This window comes from Aeribacillus sp. FSL K6-3256 (genome assembly GCF_037965805.1).
Lineage (GTDB): Bacteria > Bacillota > Bacilli > Bacillales > Aeribacillaceae > Aeribacillus > Aeribacillus composti.
Genome location: NZ_CP150188.1, coordinates 1,774,013 through 1,792,223, shown reverse-complemented (window position 1 = coordinate 1,792,223; position 18,211 = coordinate 1,774,013). Strand labels below are relative to the sequence as shown.

20 protein-coding genes are annotated in these 18,211 nt (G+C 38.2%); 4 read left to right on the top strand and 16 right to left on the bottom strand.

Annotated features, from left to right (window positions below):
- Positions 1-156: 156 nt before the first annotated feature.
- The 8 genes from NSQ84_RS08600 to NSQ84_RS08565 all read right to left on the bottom strand — a co-directional run bounded on the left by NSQ84_RS08600 (position 157) and on the right by NSQ84_RS08565 (position 5,358).
- Positions 157-939 carry a sulfite exporter TauE/SafE family protein gene (locus tag NSQ84_RS08600; protein ID WP_339212646.1) on the bottom strand — a complete coding sequence of 261 codons (783 nt, stop codon included), beginning with the start codon at positions 937-939 and terminating at the stop codon, positions 157-159.
- A gap of 339 nt (positions 940-1,278) precedes the next feature.
- Complete coding sequence (locus NSQ84_RS08595) at positions 1,279-1,839, bottom strand: sulfurtransferase TusA family protein (RefSeq protein ID WP_339212644.1); 561 nt, start codon at positions 1,837-1,839, stop codon at positions 1,279-1,281.
- Between the two features lie 305 nt (positions 1,840-2,144).
- Positions 2,145-2,510, bottom strand: a complete 366-nt coding sequence (locus NSQ84_RS08590; RefSeq protein ID WP_144598008.1) for a rhodanese-like domain-containing protein — start codon at positions 2,508-2,510, stop codon at positions 2,145-2,147.
- Positions 2,511-2,520: 10 nt separating this feature from the next.
- Positions 2,521-3,003, bottom strand: a complete 483-nt coding sequence (locus NSQ84_RS08585) for a DsrE/DsrF/DrsH-like family protein (RefSeq protein ID WP_066246720.1) — start codon at positions 3,001-3,003, stop codon at positions 2,521-2,523.
- A 53-nt stretch (positions 3,004-3,056) separates the two neighbouring features.
- The gene (locus NSQ84_RS08580) at positions 3,057-3,284 is read right to left on the bottom strand and encodes a sulfurtransferase TusA family protein (protein WP_066246718.1); all 228 of its coding nucleotides are present in this window, start codon (positions 3,282-3,284) and stop codon (positions 3,057-3,059) included.
- A gap of 96 nt (positions 3,285-3,380) precedes the next feature.
- A complete protein-coding gene (locus NSQ84_RS08575) occupies positions 3,381-3,641 on the bottom strand; it encodes a metal-sensitive transcriptional regulator (RefSeq protein ID WP_063389517.1) in 261 nt (86 codons plus the stop codon).
- A complete protein-coding gene (locus tag NSQ84_RS08570) occupies positions 3,608-4,003 on the bottom strand; it encodes a sulfurtransferase (protein ID WP_240326745.1) in 396 nt (131 codons plus the stop codon). Before NSQ84_RS08570 ends, NSQ84_RS08575 begins: the two co-directional genes overlap by 34 nt.
- A 224-nt stretch (positions 4,004-4,227) precedes the next feature.
- Entirely contained in the window at positions 4,228-5,358 is a 1,131-nt protein-coding gene (locus NSQ84_RS08565) for an MBL fold metallo-hydrolase (RefSeq protein WP_339212641.1), read from the bottom strand.
- Positions 5,359-5,693: 335 nt separating this feature from the next.
- Between NSQ84_RS08565 and NSQ84_RS08560 the strand changes: the two genes are divergently transcribed.
- A complete protein-coding gene (locus tag NSQ84_RS08560) occupies positions 5,694-6,302 on the top strand; it encodes a hypothetical protein (RefSeq protein ID WP_339212639.1) in 609 nt (202 codons plus the stop codon).
- Positions 6,303-6,709: 407 nt separating this feature from the next.
- On the opposite strand, the gene NSQ84_RS08555 is transcribed toward NSQ84_RS08560, so the two are convergent.
- From NSQ84_RS08555 to NSQ84_RS08535, 5 genes are all read right to left on the bottom strand, one after another.
- Positions 6,710-7,309 carry a response regulator transcription factor gene (locus tag NSQ84_RS08555; RefSeq protein ID WP_063389521.1) on the bottom strand — a complete coding sequence of 200 codons (600 nt, stop codon included), beginning with the start codon at positions 7,307-7,309 and terminating at the stop codon, positions 6,710-6,712.
- Positions 7,306-8,448 carry a sensor histidine kinase gene (locus NSQ84_RS08550; protein ID WP_063389522.1) on the bottom strand — a complete coding sequence of 381 codons (1,143 nt, stop codon included), beginning with the start codon at positions 8,446-8,448 and terminating at the stop codon, positions 7,306-7,308. The genes NSQ84_RS08555 and NSQ84_RS08550 overlap by 4 nt, the downstream gene beginning before the upstream one ends.
- A gap of 91 nt (positions 8,449-8,539) precedes the next feature.
- A complete protein-coding gene (locus NSQ84_RS08545; RefSeq protein WP_063389523.1) occupies positions 8,540-9,571 on the bottom strand; it encodes a fatty acid desaturase in 1,032 nt (343 codons plus the stop codon).
- A gap of 653 nt (positions 9,572-10,224) precedes the next feature.
- The gene (locus tag NSQ84_RS08540; RefSeq protein ID WP_063389524.1) at positions 10,225-11,391 is read right to left on the bottom strand and encodes a KamA family radical SAM protein; all 1,167 of its coding nucleotides are present in this window, start codon (positions 11,389-11,391) and stop codon (positions 10,225-10,227) included.
- 422 nt (positions 11,392-11,813) lie between these two features.
- Positions 11,814-12,620, bottom strand: coding sequence for an HAD family hydrolase (locus NSQ84_RS08535; RefSeq protein WP_339212635.1), 807 nt, complete (start codon positions 12,618-12,620; stop codon positions 11,814-11,816).
- Between the two features lie 435 nt (positions 12,621-13,055).
- Here NSQ84_RS08535 and NSQ84_RS08530 point away from each other — a divergent pair, with 435 nt between their 5' ends.
- Positions 13,056-13,349, top strand: a complete 294-nt coding sequence (locus NSQ84_RS08530) for a hypothetical protein (protein WP_066246704.1) — start codon at positions 13,056-13,058, stop codon at positions 13,347-13,349.
- A 103-nt stretch (positions 13,350-13,452) separates the two neighbouring features.
- Complete coding sequence (locus NSQ84_RS08525) at positions 13,453-14,019, top strand: spore coat protein (RefSeq protein WP_339212632.1); 567 nt, start codon at positions 13,453-13,455, stop codon at positions 14,017-14,019.
- 64 nt (positions 14,020-14,083) lie between these two features.
- On the opposite strand, the gene NSQ84_RS08520 is transcribed toward NSQ84_RS08525, so the two are convergent.
- Together NSQ84_RS08520 and NSQ84_RS08515 are read right to left on the bottom strand one after the other, a co-directional pair.
- On the bottom strand, positions 14,084-15,529 hold the full coding sequence (locus NSQ84_RS08520) for a DHA2 family efflux MFS transporter permease subunit (RefSeq protein WP_066246702.1): 1,446 nt from the start codon (positions 15,527-15,529) through the stop codon (positions 14,084-14,086).
- Between the two features lie 433 nt (positions 15,530-15,962).
- Positions 15,963-16,562: a nitroreductase family protein gene (locus NSQ84_RS08515; RefSeq protein WP_094245736.1), complete on the bottom strand. Its 600-nt coding sequence runs from the start codon at positions 16,560-16,562 to the stop codon at positions 15,963-15,965.
- Positions 16,563-16,729: 167 nt separating this feature from the next.
- On the opposite strand from NSQ84_RS08515, the gene NSQ84_RS08510 reads away from it, so the two are divergent.
- Positions 16,730-17,617, top strand: coding sequence for a hypothetical protein (locus NSQ84_RS08510; RefSeq protein ID WP_327873310.1), 888 nt, complete (start codon positions 16,730-16,732; stop codon positions 17,615-17,617).
- Between the two features lie 110 nt (positions 17,618-17,727).
- Here the strand turns inward: NSQ84_RS08510 and NSQ84_RS08505 are convergent, their stop codons facing one another.
- Positions 17,728-18,138 carry a thioesterase family protein gene (locus tag NSQ84_RS08505; RefSeq protein WP_327873311.1) on the bottom strand — a complete coding sequence of 137 codons (411 nt, stop codon included), beginning with the start codon at positions 18,136-18,138 and terminating at the stop codon, positions 17,728-17,730.
- Between the last annotated feature and the right edge of the window lie 73 nt (positions 18,139-18,211).

Here is an 18,211-nt window from a genome sequence, read left to right as displayed (position 1 = left end):
TACACTTGATCACTATAGCATCCTTATCATCCAAGTAAGAGCTCCAAATATTCTCTTGTTTTTCCTAACTTTAAAACCAATAAATGATACGCCATAATTATTATACATCTTGATTCGTTTTTTCGAATCACACATGAAAGTTTTTTCACTGACGGCTTAAAAAATATCGATCCAAATTTTCGCTGCCATCGCTAAAATTAAGACAGCTAAAATTACGCGGAGTACTTTTGTGCTCATTTTTTGTCCTGCTTTTGCACCTAAAGGAGATGCAATCAAACTTGCAATGACCATAATTATTGCAGGAATGAATTCAACTTGGCCCGTTGTGATTTTTGCAAATGTCGATCCGATTGAGGAAATAAACGTGATCGCTAATGAGGAGGCAATCGTCATTTTCGTTGGAATTTTTAGAACAGAAAGCATAATCGGCACTAATAGAAAAGCTCCTGCCGCTCCGACGATTCCTGATCCAATTCCGATCAAAAATGAAAGCGAAGCTGCCAGCCATTTATTGAAGCTCACCATGCCCAATGGAATATCATCAATCCCTTTATTTGGCACGAACATCATCAAAACAGCAAATGCTGCTAAAATGCCGTATACAAGATTAATGCTTCCTTCACTCATCATCCTAGAAACGTATCCGCCAATGAAACTTCCAATTAAAATACTGCTCCCCATATAAAAAATTAACGACTTATTTAAGTATCCACCTTTCCGATAGACTAAAACACCGCCAATCGTAGTAAAAAATACTTGGACGGCACTAATTCCCGATACTTCATGGGCGCTGAACTCGGCAAGCCCAAAAAGCGGGGGCAGGTAAAGAAGCATCGGATATTTAATAATGGAACCGCCAATCCCAACCATACCGGAAAGGAAGGAACCGATAAAGCCAATAAGAAACATTACGATAATAAAATTGAACGTTATTTCCATTGATATACTACTCCTTTGATGTTGTTAAAATCGGGGTGCGTATATGCACCCCGCTAGTAAGTGAATTATCCTTTTTAATTCGAAAATGACCGATCATGTTCTTCTTTTTCATCATCGTATGCCTATTGCTTGATGCCCAAGGCGATAAATGAATTTTCGTCCCAATGCAATGAACCATCGATTAATTCACAATAAGGAACAATTCAATATTGAGAAATTTCGCCTTTCATTTTCCAATTGCAAAATAGTTCGCATGTATACTATAAAAATGTTTTTTTGTTGTTTAAAGATTTTTTGTACCTTTATCATATATTTGTATATTGATAACCAACTGTTCAATCATTGTTCAAGCGATCCATTCCATTCTGACATACCGGGGACAATATTCCATACGTTTGAAAACCCTTTTTCTGCTAATTTCTGGGCTGCCAAACTACTGCGCGTTCCCGTGCGGCAGACGACATAAATGGTCTTATCTTGCGGGAGTTCCTTGATTCGTTCCTCCAATTCTCCAAGAGGAATTGACACGGCACCAGGAATATGCCCAAATGCAAACTCTGCCGGTTCACGGACATCTAAAATGATAATTGACGGATCATTTATTTTGTCTGCTAATTCTTCATTGCGAATAACATGGGGGAATTTCGCTTCATTCTTTGCCTCGCTCTCACATGCTCTACGAATATAGTGCTTTAATATCCCTTCTTCTTCAATTGTACCGAGATAGTGATGTCCAGTGCTTTCTGCCCATGCTTTCATATCCGCTTTCGATCCTTTGTCTGTTGCTTGTACCTCCAGTACTTGTCCAGGCTGCAACTTATGAATCGCTTTTTTCGCTTTGACAATCGGCATCGGACAAGACAACCCTTTAGCGTCTATTGTCATATCTACTTGAATCATGACTTTCTCCTCCTTAAATGGGAACTATTCTACAGGATCTTCTTATTTATGCATTAATTTCCGCAACTTTCCGATAGTTTTCGGCTCGTCTGCTTTTTCCTTCAGACAGCAGGCGAGAGTATTTTCTTTTTCTGTATCTAGTTCATTCTTAGAAACTTAAACAGTCAGGGCGTAATATTTATGGAACTAGAAATTTTCCTAAATCGACTTCTTCTAGTTCATGAACATCAATAACATTGAATGTTTTCCTTTTATGGAACAACGCCTCAAATTTCTTTAGCAGAATAGTTGTTTCATAGCAACCTTTATGACCAAGAGTTCATGCCGCCTTTTACATTGGTTACACGCTGAAATCCTAATTTCTTTAATAATTTGCTTGCTTTGGCGCTTCTCATTCCACTTTGACAAATCACAATAACTTCTTTATCTTTTGATAGTTCATGAACTCGTTTTGGAAGCTCGTGAAGCGGAATATTTTTAAAACCAGGAATATGATTCGTATGAAACTCAATAGGTGTGCGTACGTCAATGTAATGAACATCTTTTTTTCGTAATTCCTTCTTTAATTGCACTACAGATATGATTCGCACTCCTTTTATGGGCAGAAACCGATTGACAACGAACCATATCACCAATAGAACTAGACCAATATTAATAATGGTTTGAACCATAGACCCCACCTTAAATAAACAAATTGACATTTCCTTCAGAAGCATCTGCTAAATACGCAGCAACCCCTGCAAATTCGATGCCGTCTATTAATTCATCCTGTTGGAGTCCTAAAAGATCGACTGTCATTTGGCAAGCAACCAGCTTTATTCCTTGTTCCTTTGCCATATCGATTAATTGCGGCAGCGGCACAGCATTATGTTTTTTTATCACCCGCTTAATTAACTTCGCTCCTATTCCGCCAAAGTTCATCCGCGACAGTCCCATGCGGTCAGCACCACGCGGCATCATTTTCGCAAACATTTTTTCTAATAATCCTTTTTTCACCGGAACTGTCGAATCTTTACGCAATGCGTTAAGCCCCCAGAACGTATGAAAAATTGTAACCTCATGGTCATAGGCAGCAGCGCCGTTCGCGATAATATACGCTGCCATCGCCTTATCATAGTCACCGCTAAACAAGATGATCGTTGTTTTTTTCTTTTGCTCCGACACTTTGTTTCCACCTTCTTTCCAAAATACTCATAGGGGTATAAAGATAGCAAAAATTATCCCTTTTTGATCCAAAACGTAAAAACGCCATTTTCTTCTTTCATATTAACAACCGTATGTCCACTTGCCTTTGCCCAAGCGGTCAAATCGTTTTTGGAACCTTTATCCGTTGTATGCACCTCTAAAACTTGACCAGCTTCTAACTCATCAATTGCTTTTTTTGCTCTTACGACTGGCATTGGGCATGCAAAACCCTTTGCATCTAATACTTTATCTGCATTCATTGTCAATAACCTCCTTTAATATTACCATTACCCCTATATGTATATTAATAGGGGTAAAAAAATCTGTCAACTTTTCAAAGAAAAGTTGACAAATTTTTAACGACTTTTTACCAACAGCTCTACAGCTTCTTTTACAAGGTGTTCCGTTTTTTCTCCATTTTCTAAGCTTTCACGGATACATTGCTCTAAATTGGAACTTACAATAACGGCAATAGTGCGATCAATAGCGTTTCGTGCAGCAGAAAGTTGAGAAATCACGCTTTTGCAGTCCTTTTCTTGTTCCATCATACCAATAATCCCTTTTACTTGTCCTTCAATTCGTTTTAGGCGGTTTTTGATTTCTTTGCTGTATTCCATTTGGCATTTCTCCTTTCTTTGCAAGGACAATCGGCCATTGAATAGCTCTTCACTTTAAAACCGCGGCTGCGCAAAAAGCGAATGCCTAAATTTTTTCCTACTTCATCACTTGCAATCACATGGATTGGTTTATCAGGAATTTCATAAACATGCCGTTTTAAATAAGCAAACGGTATGTGAAAGGAATTCGCAATGGGATAATGATTTGTTTTTTCGTTGTAATCACGAAGATCTAGAATCGTTAAAGAATTTATACTTTCATCGCGGTAGTCAACACACGGAACTCCTCTTACTGGATAATACCGCCGATAGACAGATATTGATAACAAAATAAATAAAGCCAAAAGCAGTATTCCTTCCAATTCTTCTTTCCACCTCATTCATTGTTTTTATTTATGAACAATTATATACATGTATAAGTATATAATCAACCGATTTATTTTTCTAAACAAATTTTTGGAACAGAGGCATTGTCTTTACTTGTTAGTTATCAATATAGCTTTCCCTTTACTTAATTTAAAAAATATTTGCGGAGGGAGAAAAAGGAGACTCGGCATGAATGACTCAAGTCTCCCTTTTTTAATCATTACCGGACTGCGCAACGGTTTGGACCGATTTCCATCTCGCGTTGCTGCTCTTCATTTGGATGAAGCTTTCCCATATTTGTTTGCCGAATTTCCTGATAAGCATTCGGTTGCGGAGGCAAGTTTTCCGTCACCGTTTTTCGAAACTCTTCTTCGCTCGCGATATTGAGACCATGATTTTTTGCGTACAACATACCTAATGTAGTACCAACACTACCATCGTCATTCATTTCACCCGGTACCATAAAATGTGCAGGCAAAACCAACAGGTCATCTGCTAATTGTTTATAGCGCTCATATAATGTCTTGCGCAAATCCCCCACCCAATCCTGCGCTTTTCCAGCCAAATCCGGACGACCGATCGAATCGATAAATAAAACATCTCCCGTTAGTAAATATTGGTCATCTATAATAAACGAAGTGCTGCCAATTGTATGTCCCGGTGAGTAAACAGCTTCGATCACTGCATGACCGACCTGAATGCGGTCCTCATCTTGAATCGGTGCATAGGAAAAGGTCACTTCTGTCGCATCTTTTAGAGGCAAATAGTACGTCGCTCCCAATTGTTCAGCTAACTTGCGGCCGCCGGAAATATGGTCTGCGTGCAAATGGGTATCAATGACATATTTAATAGAAATCTCGCGTTCCTTCGCAAACTCAACGTATACATCCGTCATGCGATTTGTATCAATAAGCGCACCTTCTCCGTTTGATTCGATCAAATAGGACAGGCAGCCTTTCCCGAGACGGACAAATTGATAAATCGCACCGCCGTTTTTCAGCTCAGCGATTTTGACCGGTTGTAAATGCTCGCTCCACGCTTTCATACCGCCTTCAATGGAATAAACATGTGAAAAACCTGCTTGTTCAAGCTGTTCGGCAACAAATAGCGATGATCCTCCTTTGGCACAGACCACATAAATTTCGTTTTCTTTCTCTTTAGGCAATTGCTCAAGAAATGGATCCACACCGTCAAGAACTTCAAAATAAGGAATATTTACAACTTGTACGTTCTTTCCTTCAATTCTCCAATCAGCATACTCCTCTTGATTGCGTACATCGACTATAAACAAGTCTTCCCCGCGGATGATTTTGTTTGCAATTTCTTTTGCCGTGATTGTTTTTACAGTCATATTCCCTTCTTCCTCCTATCGAATGTTGTAAATTTGGTTTAAACTAATCGTTTTACACATACATGTATGGGTATTTATGGTCTCAATATTACAAAACATTGCTCTAAAAGTCAACGCTTTTTATTTTAGATGCAATTACTTCCTCCAGTTCGCCGTATTGTTCTATAAACGATAAAGGGACTGAAGATGTTTGCTTAAAATAAACGTATGATTCGAACGAGATTAGGAAGGTCGGAAAATTGAAACGATCAATGAAGAAGACACCGATTTTACATATTCGTAATAGAATTAAAGCTTATCCCTTTTTATAAATAGGAGAATTAGGTTTTGTCGCTATGATAGGGATTATCTCGTTTCCACCGCCATCGATGCAGCATCGTTTTGCCATGATGGCGAACGGACGAGTTGCTGCAATCATCAGCGTAACTTTTTTAACAAGCATTTCCAGCTTGGGACTCTATACTTATATTTCAACCATTTTGGATAACTTAAAAGCACCCTCACGTTTGCATCTTATTGGTGGGCACGGGGCATTGGGGGCGTTATCGGGAGCTTTTCCGTTGGATATTTCATTGACCGGACGGCAACCGAAAATGCTTATGGCCGGAATTATAGCCATAATGGCTTTAGCTATGATCTGCATACCATTTGCACTCTCTTTCCCGATGCGATCCTTTTTACCTTTTGTTCTATGGGGGGCGATGGGCTGGGCTTCGCAAGCCCCGCAACAACATGAACGGCTTCGTTACCAGCCTGAGCATGACGCTGCTGTTGTAGCTTTAAACAGTTCCGCTAATTATTTAGGAAGTGCAGTAGGTTCTTCTCTTGGAGGGATTGTATTGCTTGCAGGATTGGCGCCTTCCTCCCTTCCGTTTGCTGCCAGTTGTCTAGTTTTGGCGGCTTTACTAGTACAATGTTTGATTATGTTCAGTAAAAAAAAGTAAGCGCATATCAGAACTTAAGAAATAAACTTATCTATGAAAAACAATTCTTTCTATAATTCGTATACCGAGAAGCATGACGCACTCAGGCTCTCACAAAGCGATTGTTTGGCTCGCGATGCTTGAAAACTCATAAATGGTATAACGAGAATCATATAATAATCATTTTCTCTAGAAAAATATAAATTCAAACAAACAGGGTGCCGTTATCGGCTTAACCAGAATAAATATGATACGTGAATTTATTGGCAGGCGGAACCTGAATCTCATCGTTCCACGAAATATATTGAGGAACTTAACGTGTTTTTGGGAAAGGTATTAATAACTGTTCATTTTGTTCGCCTGCAAGATTTCGGTTACGTCTCTTATCATGTTTTGATTTAGTTGCGAAAAAACAATTTTTCTTATGTCTATTTAAACCATCCCCTTTCTTTAGATTGTTTAATCGCTTCGATCCGGTTCGTTACCTCAAGCTTATCCAAAATCGTTGAAATATAGTTTCGGACCGTTCCGGTTTTTAGTTTCAGTTCGTCCGCGATTTTTTTTGTGTTTTTTCCATCGGCAACGAGTTCTAATATTTCCTTCTCCCTTTCCGTGAGAGGATTTTCTTCACTGTAAACATCATCCATCAGCTCGGGTGCATAGATTCGCCGGCCTGCCATGATGCTGCGGATCGAACTTGCCAGCTCCTCGCTGGGGCTGTCTTTCAATAAATAGCCGCTGACACGAGCTTTTAAAGCCCGTTGGAAATAACCAGTACGGGCAAACGTTGTTAAAATGATCACTTTACATTCCAGGTCTTTCAGCTCTTCAGCTGCCTCGAGGCCACTTTTTTTGGGCATTTCGATATCCATGATGCAAACATCAGGCTGATATTGCTTCACAAGTGAAACAGCTTCTTCTCCGTTGCTCGCCTTCCCCACCACTTCCATATCCTCTTCCAAATTAAGCAAAGTCCCTAAAGCGCCCAGCATCATACGCTGGTCTTCAGCTATGACGATTCGAATCATGATTTGAGTCCCTCCTTAACGGTCTGTTTTACTACATTAGGTATTTTCATGATTAATGTAGTCCCTTTTTCCGAGCAAATTTCCAGACTGCCGTTCACAAACTCCAGACGTTCTTTAATTCCGATCAGTCCGTTTCCTTTCGCAAGATCCCGTTCCTCCTCCATGCCGATTCCGTCGTCTTGCACCGTAATACATATTTCGTTCCAAGATTGCTGAATGGCAATCCGGCAAGTAAACGCCTTACTATGTTTTACGACATTTGTTACTGCTTCCTTCAAACACATACTTAAAATGTTCTCAATAAACGGGGATACGTTTGATAGTGTGAATTCTTCTTCATTACTTACCAACTTGATTTCAGCAGCTTGGAGTAGTTGTTTTATATGTATGATTTCCTCTTTCAATCGAACCCCGCGCATTTGTGAAACTATTTTCCTTACTTCATTCAATGCAGTTCTGGCCGTTTGCTGAACGTCTTTTAATTCGCTGCGGGCTTGTTCAGGGTCTTTGTAAATTAATTTTCTAGCCAAATCGCTTTTTAGACCGATAAGGGACAGCTTCTGGCCTAACGCATCATGAAGATCGCGGGCAATTCGCTGGCGCTCCTCCTGTTTCACGAGCTCGGAAATTCTTTTGTTGGCATCTTGGAGCTGTTCTTCGAGCTGCCCTTGCTTTTTTCGATTATAAATGTTGAATGGAAGAAGGATGACGCTAATCCAAATGATGATGACAAATGGCAATTGCTTTAAGAATAACTTTTCCTGTAGAACCACGTTATAGTTGATCGAGATGGTCGTTGCAGCTAAGTGAATGATGTACAATATTAAAAAAGCAATGCGGTTTTTGATATGACCGTTATAGTAAGCAATATAAAAAGCAAAATAGATAAATTGGAAAAGGATCGTCATCGTGATAGAAATCCCAATTAAAATTGATGTCCACAAGTAGACAGGCCACTTCTTTGAAATAAAAGCTAAACGATATACAAAGAAAAATATAAGTGTCAGCACGATCCCTGCAATGATTTCCTTAGTGGAGGAAGATTGAAAAATAAAATAAAACGGCAATATGCTAAAAACGCTCCATATATAAGGAGTAATTCCCGAGAATTTCTCTAAGATCATATACTTTTTTTGCATGGTCAAATCCTCTAAAAATTTGTTTTACATGTTATCTTATCATAAAAAGGTACACTGCGTCTTGAAAACTTTGCCCAATTTTCTAAAGATTTTACAATTCAGATTCAATATGGACTTTCGACTTTTTTTCCTTCTTTTTCGATAAGTCTTTAAACCCGACAAACTTTTTCGCTTGCTCATCCCATAAGCGGAATTGGAGAGATTTTAAGCTTGTCGCTAGAGTGATGGTTGGTACATTCTGTAAAAGATACGTTTGATTGTGTGCCTCTTCCAGCTTATAATTAGGTATCCTTGGGCTCAAATGATGGACGTGGTGAAAACCGATATTTCCAGTAAGCCATTGCAGCGGTTTTGGAAGCTTATAGTATGAACTCCCTTCAACAGCTGCTTTCACATACTCCCAGTTTTCATCTTCTTCAAAATAAGAATCTTCAAATGTGTGCTGTACGTAAAAAAGCCAAATGCCTAAAGAGCCTGAAATGAAAAAGATTGTGCCTTGAATGATAAGAAACGGCTCCCATCCGATCGTCCAACCAAGCAGCCCAACTAAGGCAACGATTGATATGTTTGTTATATATGTGTTGATGCGTTCCTTTAACCTCGCATTTTTTCTGTTAAACCGATTTTTAATAAGGAAAACGTAAATCGGTCCTAGCCCAAACATCACGAACGGATTTCGATACATCCTGTAGGCGAATTTAGTTAAAGGCGGTGCTGACAAATATTCATCAACTGTCAAAACCCATATATCCCCTGTTCCGCGCTTATCTAAATTTGAGCTGGTTGCGTGGTGGACTGAATGGTTGTGCTGCCATTTGCTGTACGGAAACAACGTTAAAATACCAGCTATTGTTCCAAAAATTTTATTGGCAAGGCGGTTTTTAAAAAAGGAATAGTGACAGCAATCATGGAAAATGATGAAAAGTCGAACTAAAAATCCAGCTGCGATCATGCAAATAGCGAAAGTAAGAACATAAGAAATGGATAAGCTTTGATAAGCTAAAAACCATAACAGAAAAAACGGCACAGTCGTATTGACCAACTGCCAAACACTATTCATCGTGTTAGGTTTTTCATAAGGAGCCATTTGCTTTCTTAATTTTTTTTGCATTTGTTTCATCATGTTTCGATTCCCTTCTTTATTTGATATTTCTAATCATAAATGAGGGAAATCGATCTGTGTAGTCATATATGTCATATTCAAAATATGATAAATGTCATATATCGTTTTCTATCATATTCGCTTTTGCTGACGGACATGCACACTTGGGAATGAATATTTCTTAACAAAATGCATATTTTCTCAAAGCTTAATGCAGTGAGGGAGACAACGTGCAAAAGATGAAAAGAAAAAGATAACGGCATTTGCGGAATTTTGTGGATCATCAAAAAATATTTTCTGGGGAGATTTTTTCATTTAGTATTGAATTTGGATGAAGGTGTGGAGTTTTCTTGTATTTTTTCGATATTACTCTGTTAGCTTACTGGCGATTTTTTCGTAGCTCTAACCACCAAACTCATCCATTCATTTCTTTGCAGTTTTAGTGTCTTTTTCCCTTTTATTAAGAAAGAGAACTTTTTCAAATCGCAAAAAACTGAAACTTGAGCTTGGCCTCTTTGTTAGACTTCTCCATACGCAAACGGCAAAATCAACCTCGAACAAAATTCTCATCTGCTTCCCTGTTTCTTTTCGTCTATTTAACCCCTGTATAATTTTGCTTCGTTTATAACGATTTTTTTTAAAGGCTGTCACAAGCGACAGCCTTGTCCATTTTTTTATTTTGCTATTTTTTGAGGATGATCTGGCAATTCATTGACTGAAACAACTTGGTCTGTTTTCTTTTTCGGTTTTTTCCAATACTTTTCGTTGCCAGGCAGATCATCAAACCATGTTGCATCATCAGGGCAATCAAGCACCATAAATTGTCCATAATTGCCATCTCTAGATTGGTGATATTTCAAATACGCTTTTCCGTTTTCGATAGCTAAAATCTCGATTTTCCCAGAGGTATGGCTCATTGACAGGCGGACGCGCTTGCCTAGTCCTGATGTTCTTGCTTTTGCTTGTTCAACGATATCGTAAACTTCTTTCAATGTTAATACAAAGTCACTGTTGCCAGCAACAGGTCGATTCACAAAGAAATAATAAGGTGTTACTCCCGCCCATGATAACTTATCTAATAATTCGCCTAAAACAACAGGATCGTCATTAATTCCTTTTAATACTGGAGTTTGGTTGACCACTATTGCTCCGGCGTCATGGAGCGCTTCAAAAGCTTTTTTTGCTTCTTTCGTAATTTCTCTCGGATGGTTGACGTGAGCCATAATGTAGATTCGTTTTTCAGGAGAGGAAAACTCTCTAATGAGTTGGAGTAAAGATTCATCTTCATAAATTCTCATAGGGTTAAAGACAGGCATTTTGGAGCCGATGCGGATAATTTTTACATGCTCGATTTCTCGTAAGCTTTCAATGATCATGCGCAATTTTTTCGTAGCAAGGATTAAAGGATCCCCTCCAGTTAGAAGAACATTGTTGATTTCAGGAGTTTTGCGAATATAGTCAATACCAGGCTGTACGTCTGCCATCGCTTCTTTTACATCACTTCTAAATAATCTTTTTCGAAAGCAATAGCGGCAATATGCTCCGCAAACCTCAGAAACTAGCAGCAATGCTGTTGTTTTGTACTTATGCTGGCAGCCAGGAACGACATAGTTTGTATCTTCATCTGATGCGTCCCACCTCCCATACTCTCGCATTTCTCCTTCATTTGGAATAACTAATTTTCTGATAGGGTCGTTTGGATCATTCCAGTCGATCAGGCTTAAATAATAATCATTGACCCGAAACACATATTTTTCTGTGATCGGCTTCAGCTTTTCCCGTTCCTCTTTTGGGATTTGTTCAATTTTGTCGATGTTTGTTATATATTTTGGCATCGCCACATGTATCACTCCCCCATCATTAGTTAACAGTTCTATGATAACATATAGTAACAAATTATTTAGCAATATGTCCAAAACGTTCATTATTTTTTTGCAAAATTCGATAATATTTTTTCAAAAAAATTTGCCTTCCAGCAAGGAAAACTATTAAGCTAGTTTTCCAATGCGGACTTTTCTCTAATACAAGTCCAAATAGAAGGCAGATTCCACTACATTTGCTAAAACAAGGAATAAATATCTGACATATCTTGATAAGCTTTCACTAAATTTAGAATCCTTTTTTGTGAGTCTCCATCCCCGCTGCAACAATATATTGACTTAAGCCAAAAATGAAAAAAATCGTTTTCTATATTTTATATAAATAAGTAAAATAAGCGGCTTCCTGCTTTACATAAATTCTTTCGGGCAGCATGAAGCATTGCTTAAACTGATACAACCTTCAACAGTTCTTTTACCGCATAGGCAAAGCCGTTCTCATCGTTCGTTTTCGTGACAAAATCGGCCTTTTCTTTCACTTCCTTTGGAGCATTTCCCATTGCAACCGATGTGGTCGCGATCTCGAATTGGGCAATGTCGTTGCCTCCGTCGCCAAACGCATAAATTTCTTCAAATGTCAGCTGCTTCATTTTTTGATAGCGTAAAATCGCTTTTCCTTTATGCGCTTCGCTGGAGGTAATTTCAATATTATTAGGAAATGATGAGGCAATGGATAGGTCGCTTCTTTCGCTTAATGCTTCCTTCACTCGATCGATTTTTTCCGTTTCATCATGATTCACTAATCCAATCAGCTTATAGATTTTTACATTTTCCAGCTTGAAAATAGAGTCATAATCAAATTGGCGAAACATCTCTTCGATCTCATTCCAGCTCAGCTTATGCAAAGGCGGTAAAGTGGATGGAAAGCCACCCTGATTGGTGTAAACGAGAATTCCGACATCCAGAGCTTTTACTGCTGCAAAAATTTCTTTAAACGTTTTTTCATCTATTGTTGCTTCATACATCAGCTCTCTTTTATCGGAATATAATACAGCCCCATTAACACAAAAAATCGGCACTTGGAGCTCTTCAACCGCTTTAATCTTGATGACGTCCGGAAATGCACGTCCCGTATTTAAAATGACTTCATGTCCTTGCTTTTTCAATTCATGTAAAACTGATAAATTTTCATGTGAAATTTCATGCTGCGAATTTAATAGTGTGCCATCTAAATCAATTGAAAAACATTTCATATCCTCATCCCAATTCCTTTCTTTTTTTAAAATAATAAAGAAACTTCTTATTTTTCTCTTACCTATTTTATCAAAATCGTCCTGATCGCTGTAAAGATTTCCTGTTTACAAGAAAATCACTGCATAATGGCCAAAAAGCTTGCTTTGCCTGAAAGTCAATTTCCGCTCGGTTGATGGCAGCCCAAAAGATTGAAGAGGTTTAGAAAATTAAAAAGAAAGCTTCAGTACAAAATGGACAGTGACATCTATGCAAAAATAGCTGGATTCGAAGCATCGGCTGGGCATACAACAAATGACAAGAAGATGGCAAATAGATACACGCACAACTAGGCTATAGATGCAAATTGTCTGGCTTTTTTACCTTCAACTGGAAAAATTTTTTCATAGTGATTCACTCTTCAATGTTATAAGTTTTTATTAGGGAGTGAATATCAAATGATCTATCGAAGTGTCAAACAACTGGAAAAAGAATATAAACTAAAAGAAGCCCTTCGTTCTGTCAGAGATTTATGGTATCAACTAACGGAAGGGTATGTAACGATCCCTGAATCGACTGAAAAGCTTCAATCTTTCATTGAATATTTTGAAGGAGAATTGCCTGCAGGATGGATCCTCACAATGGATGAACAAGGAACGATACAAGCACGTACAAATTATTCTAATAGATTTAGTCAGATGTTAGTATGTAAAAGCTTTTCTGGAAAAGAGCGTGTAAAAATAATTTCTTAAAAGTTTTCCCTCAGTATCGCAGACTGAGGGGTTTTTTGTATAAAATGAAAAATTTCAAACATAATACTAACTGTTAAAAAATTACTTAGGAGGGATTGAAGGTATGAATCAATTAGGTGCTCATGAATTAATGGAAGTACATGAAGTTTTAACAAACACAATTGATGGAATTAACCAATTTCAACTTTATCAGCCCCATTGCAAAGATCCAGAGCTGCAAAACATTTTGCAAAATCAAATCATTTTTATGACAAATGAATACAATTCAATCGTTCAAATAGTAAGAAACAAGAGCAGTCAGCAAAATTTCAGCACTTACCGCCCATTGAAAAATGCAAGCCCTTCCTTTGGCGCCTCAGGCGGAACACCGGAAGCTCCCAACAGCTCAATAAACGAGATGAACGACCATGATGTTGCGTCAGGAATGTTAGGATGTTTAAAAGCGTCAGCAGCATTAAGAATGCATGCTGCATTGGAATGCTCAGATCCGGAATTAAGAAATGTCGTGCTCCAAGGGGCGAAAAATTGCGCAGAGCAAGCTTATGAAGTTTGGCAATATATGAACCAAAAAGGTTATTATCAAGTGCCGGTCTTTCAGCAAAATACTGCTCAAGCGATCATCAATCATTATCAACCGGCTGGCAATCAAATAAACAATCAGCAGACATAAAACGATAAAGCAGCAGGGCTTACCCTGCTTCTGCTTTATTTTTTAGCTATTGCCAAGAAAAAAATTAGCTTTCGCTCACAATTTGCTTGTTTTCTTTTTCCTTTAGACTTTCGTCTTTTGCTGCTTGCGAATTTTTCATAAAAAACGATAAGATGAGAGCGATCGCAGAGAATATACCTGCCACTACAAAAGATATATTTACTCCATGTATCATTCCTTCAATACCTTTTTCAGGCAACGCTGTATTTGTCATGACTGTCACAAGCAAAGCTGTTCCAACTGCACCAGCTACTTGCCGCATTGTGTTGTTCATCGCAGTTCCGTGTGAAATTAAATATGTAGGCAGTTGATTTAAACCAGCGGTTGTCACCGGCATCATGACCATCGCAACACCGACCATCCTGAAAGCATTTACTGCCGCTAAATATGTAAACGTTGTATGTAAGGTGAGGTGTGACAGCATAAACGTCGTGATCGTTAAGGTAAAAAATCCAATAATCGCCAGCCATTTGGCACCGAATTTATCAAATAATCTGCCTGTTATCGGGTTGGCCACCCCTTGGACAAGTGCGCCTGGCAAGAGCACCAGTCCGGACTCAAATGCTGAAAATCCCAGCATATTTTGCATAAACATCGGCAAAATAACTGCTCCGCCAATCATAGACAGAAACACAATCATGCCTAAAACAGTTGTGATCGAAAATGTCTTGCTTTTAAATACTTTGAATTCCAGGATCGGCTCATCCAATTGCAGTTGTCTAATTATAAACCAAGTAAGAGTGATCAAACCGATGAAGAGCGATAAAATAACTTGACCGCTCCCCCAGCCGCTGCTTCCAGCTGCGCTGAATCCATACAATAAACCGCCGAAGCCTAACGTTGAAAGGATGATGGATAAAATATCGATTTTTGGGTAAGTTTGCCGCGTAACGTTTTTCAGGATGAAAAAAGCTAAGATAAGATCAATGACTACAATAGGTAAGAGCACATAAAACAAGCTTCTCCATGCAAAATGCTCTACAAGGTAACCGGATAAAGTCGGACCAATTGCCGGCGCAAATGCAATAACGAGTCCAAACATCCCCATTGCCGTTCCTCTTTTTTCAACGGGAAAAATTAAAAACAAGATTGTCTGCATCAGCGGCATGATAATTCCGGCACCAGCAGCCTGCGCCACTCTCCCTGCCATTAAAACAGAAAAATTAGGAGCAATTGCACAAATTGCAGTTCCAACAGCAAAAATTCCGATGGCTGTAAGAAACAGTCCTCTTGTCGTAAAACGACCAATCAAAAACGCGGTGATCGGTATCATAATCCCATTAACAAGCATAAAAATCGATTGCAGCCATTGAACTGTATTGGCATCAACTTTGAAATCCATCATTAAATGCGGCAAAGCAGTTCCAAGCAACGTTTGGTTTAAAATGGCAACAAAAGCACCGGACATTAACACAATCATGAGCGGCACTTTATTGAAGGTTTCCTGTGCCAGGTCTCGTTCTTCTCCCATATAAATCCTTCTTTCTAACAATTTTTCTATATTATTTAGCGATACAAATAGACTGCTTAATACATGTTATTGTAATATTTTTTCTTTGTAAATAGGAAGAATATACACTTGATGGGGATGAAACTTGAAGAGCGTTTTCCATAAATGAAGCAATTGTTGTCTTAATATTTATATTAGCGTACATTACCATAGTGAAGGAAGATGAAGAAAAAAGCAATTGTTTCGCTCACCTTTATTTTCTTTTTTGATAATAAGTAGGAAACGTTTGAAAAAATTTTTACATCATAAGTGTCAAAGAAAAAATATCACTCCTTCCAATATAAAAAAAGAACAGCCGTTTTTTCTCTTTCGATTTGAATTGCTTCAAATGCAAAACCCCTTTTCAGCTTTACTTTTTGAAAAGGGGTGACAACAATTTGAAAACAAAAGCATCTTATTTAAATATTTTCAATCGCTCTTCTATTGGTTTTATTTCTTTATCACCGGGCTCAGCTGTCGGTTTTCCGAACGGCATTTGAGCAATTAGTTTCCATTCATTTGGTATATTCCATTCTTTCTTCACTTCATCATCGATGAGCGGATTATAGTGCTGCAGCGAGGCGCCCAATCCTTCAATTTCCAACGAAGTCCAAATCACAAATTGCAGCATTCCAGAAGACTGTTGTGACCAAATCGGGAAATTGTCCGCATATAATGGGAATTGTTCCTGCAACCCTTGAACAACGCGGTCATCTTCAAAGAACAATACAGTACCGTATCCATTTCGGAATGAATTTATTTTTTCATCTGTTGAAGCAAATTGATCCGCTGGAACAATTTTTCGCAACGTTTCTTTCGTTATATCCCACAATTTGTTATGATGCTCGCCAAGCAAAAGAACGACTCGGGCGCTTTGGGAATTAAAAGCGGATGGTGTATATAGAACTGCGTGGCTGATCACTTCTTGAATACGCTCATCAGAAACAGTTGATTCTTTACTGATTCCGTAATAAGTGCGTCGATGTTTGACTGCTGAATAAAAGTCATTTGACACGTTCATCTCTCCTTTCTGAATTTCAATCTTTTTATATCATTCCTTTTAAACGCTTTGCCTATTACACTTCTTAGTAACGTTTTGAATAAAATTTTTTCTTGTAAGAGCCGTATTTTGAGGGATATAATTTACATGAAATCAATAATATTAGAAAAGGCGGTAAAAACTTGAAACAGCGGAACTTATTTTTCTACATTTTGATTTTTGCCATGATGTTTCTGTTCGGATGTACATCAAAAGAATATAAATCCAACATGGAATCTGGTATTGAAGCGCTAAAAAAAGAACAATACAGCGACGCCATCTCGTTTTTTAACAAAGCTCTTCATGAAAAAAACACTGAAGAAGCTCAATTGGCGCTGGATTTGTCAAAACAAATTAAAGACAGCGTTGCTGCCCTTGATAAAGGAGAATTTGAAACCGCCATATCATTGGCAGAAAAAATCAAAAATTCAAATGAAACCTCCAAGATTCTTGATATTCTCAAACCGAAAGCTGAAAAAATAATCGAAGAGGCGGAAAAAACGAGCGCTGCTTTAAAAGAAATGGAATCTGAACTTGAGTCAGGGAAAGCATTGTTGGAAGAAAACAAGTTTGACGAAGCATTCGCCATATTTAAGAAAATTGCGGAAACAACATCAAATAACGAGAAGATCGTCAGCGTTACCAAAAATGCAGAACAATTAATGAATCAAGCGGCTGCGGCGAAAAATCAATACTTGCAGGAGCAGGAGAAAAAACTTCAAGAAGAGCGGCAAAAAGCTGAAGAAGAAGCAAAAAAGAGAAAGGAAGAGCAAAAAAAGGCTGAGGAATCAAAGAAAAGCCGTCCTATAAGCCATACTGAAGCTGAACAGCTAGTTCGGGAGTATTTAAAAATTGAAAATACTTCTAACGTTTACGTTGAATATGATCATGATAATGAAAAAGGCGAATATATTATTCACGTTTATGAAATCGTGATCAGTGATCCGGAGACAAAAGAGGGACATACTTCTACATGGGGCTGGTATGCAGTCGACCCGGTCAAAAAAGTTGTGCGTGATGCGTTTGAATAACAAATTTTAAGGATTTTCCGGTGGATACATTCGGAAAATCCTTTTTCTTTAGTTATTTAATCAGAATGATATTAATTCAACTGATAAGGCTTACAAAATTGCCTTGCTCATTAAACAGCTACTAAGTATTGTTCAAGGATCGAACGCATTTCAGGAGTTAAAGGCTCAGAACGCTGCAACTTAAAATTGTAATGAACGATAACTCCTTCCCCTTTTGCGATCAATTTCCCCGTTTCTGCATTTTTTATTTCATGCTCCATCGAAAAGCTTTTCGTTCCAATCCGCGTAATTTTTGAAGTTACCGTTAATGTTTCATGGGCATACGCTTGAGCAAGGTAATCACATTTTGTGGATGCTAAAATAAATTTCCAGTCTTGGTTCCCTACTTGTTTTGACATGTGTTTTAAAAATTTAGTCCGAGCTTCCTCCATATACAAATAATAGCTTGTATTGTTAACATGGCCTGACGCATCCGTTTCGCAATATCTTACATAAATTTCTGTATCTGGAATGGTTTTCATGCTAAATCGTCCTTTCTTTTATGTCTTATTTTTCTGTTTTTATCAATCGATCGATATTTATGTATGAATGGAA

Excerpts from the sequence above, each read along its gene's own strand:
- NSQ84_RS08600 (WP_339212646.1), bottom strand. The coding sequence starts at position 939 with ATGGAAATAACGTTCAATTTTATTATCGTAATGTTTCTTATTGGCTTT.
- NSQ84_RS08595 (WP_339212644.1), bottom strand. The coding sequence starts at position 1,839 with ATGATTCAAGTAGATATGACAATAGACGCTAAAGGGTTGTCTTGTCCG.
- NSQ84_RS08590 (WP_144598008.1), bottom strand. The coding sequence starts at position 2,510 with ATGGTTCAAACCATTATTAATATTGGTCTAGTTCTATTGGTGATATGG.
- NSQ84_RS08580 (WP_066246718.1), bottom strand. The coding sequence starts at position 3,284 with ATGAATGCAGATAAAGTATTAGATGCAAAGGGTTTTGCATGCCCAATG.
- NSQ84_RS08575 (WP_063389517.1), bottom strand. The coding sequence starts at position 3,641 with ATGGAATACAGCAAAGAAATCAAAAACCGCCTAAAACGAATTGAAGGA.
- NSQ84_RS08565 (WP_339212641.1), bottom strand. The coding sequence starts at position 5,358 with ATGACTGTAAAAACAATCACGGCAAAAGAAATTGCAAACAAAATCATC.
- NSQ84_RS08560 (WP_339212639.1), top strand. The coding sequence starts at position 5,694 with ATGATAGGGATTATCTCGTTTCCACCGCCATCGATGCAGCATCGTTTT.
- NSQ84_RS08555 (WP_063389521.1), bottom strand. The coding sequence starts at position 7,309 with ATGATTCGAATCGTCATAGCTGAAGACCAGCGTATGATGCTGGGCGCT.
- NSQ84_RS08550 (WP_063389522.1), bottom strand. The coding sequence starts at position 8,448 with ATGCAAAAAAAGTATATGATCTTAGAGAAATTCTCGGGAATTACTCCT.
- NSQ84_RS08545 (WP_063389523.1), bottom strand. The coding sequence starts at position 9,571 with ATGATGAAACAAATGCAAAAAAAATTAAGAAAGCAAATGGCTCCTTAT.
- NSQ84_RS08535 (WP_339212635.1), bottom strand. The coding sequence starts at position 12,620 with ATGAAATGTTTTTCAATTGATTTAGATGGCACACTATTAAATTCGCAG.
- NSQ84_RS08530 (WP_066246704.1), top strand. The coding sequence starts at position 13,056 with ATGATCTATCGAAGTGTCAAACAACTGGAAAAAGAATATAAACTAAAA.
- NSQ84_RS08525 (WP_339212632.1), top strand. The coding sequence starts at position 13,453 with ATGAATCAATTAGGTGCTCATGAATTAATGGAAGTACATGAAGTTTTA.
- NSQ84_RS08520 (WP_066246702.1), bottom strand. The coding sequence starts at position 15,529 with ATGGGAGAAGAACGAGACCTGGCACAGGAAACCTTCAATAAAGTGCCG.
- NSQ84_RS08505 (WP_327873311.1), bottom strand. The coding sequence starts at position 18,138 with ATGAAAACCATTCCAGATACAGAAATTTATGTAAGATATTGCGAAACG.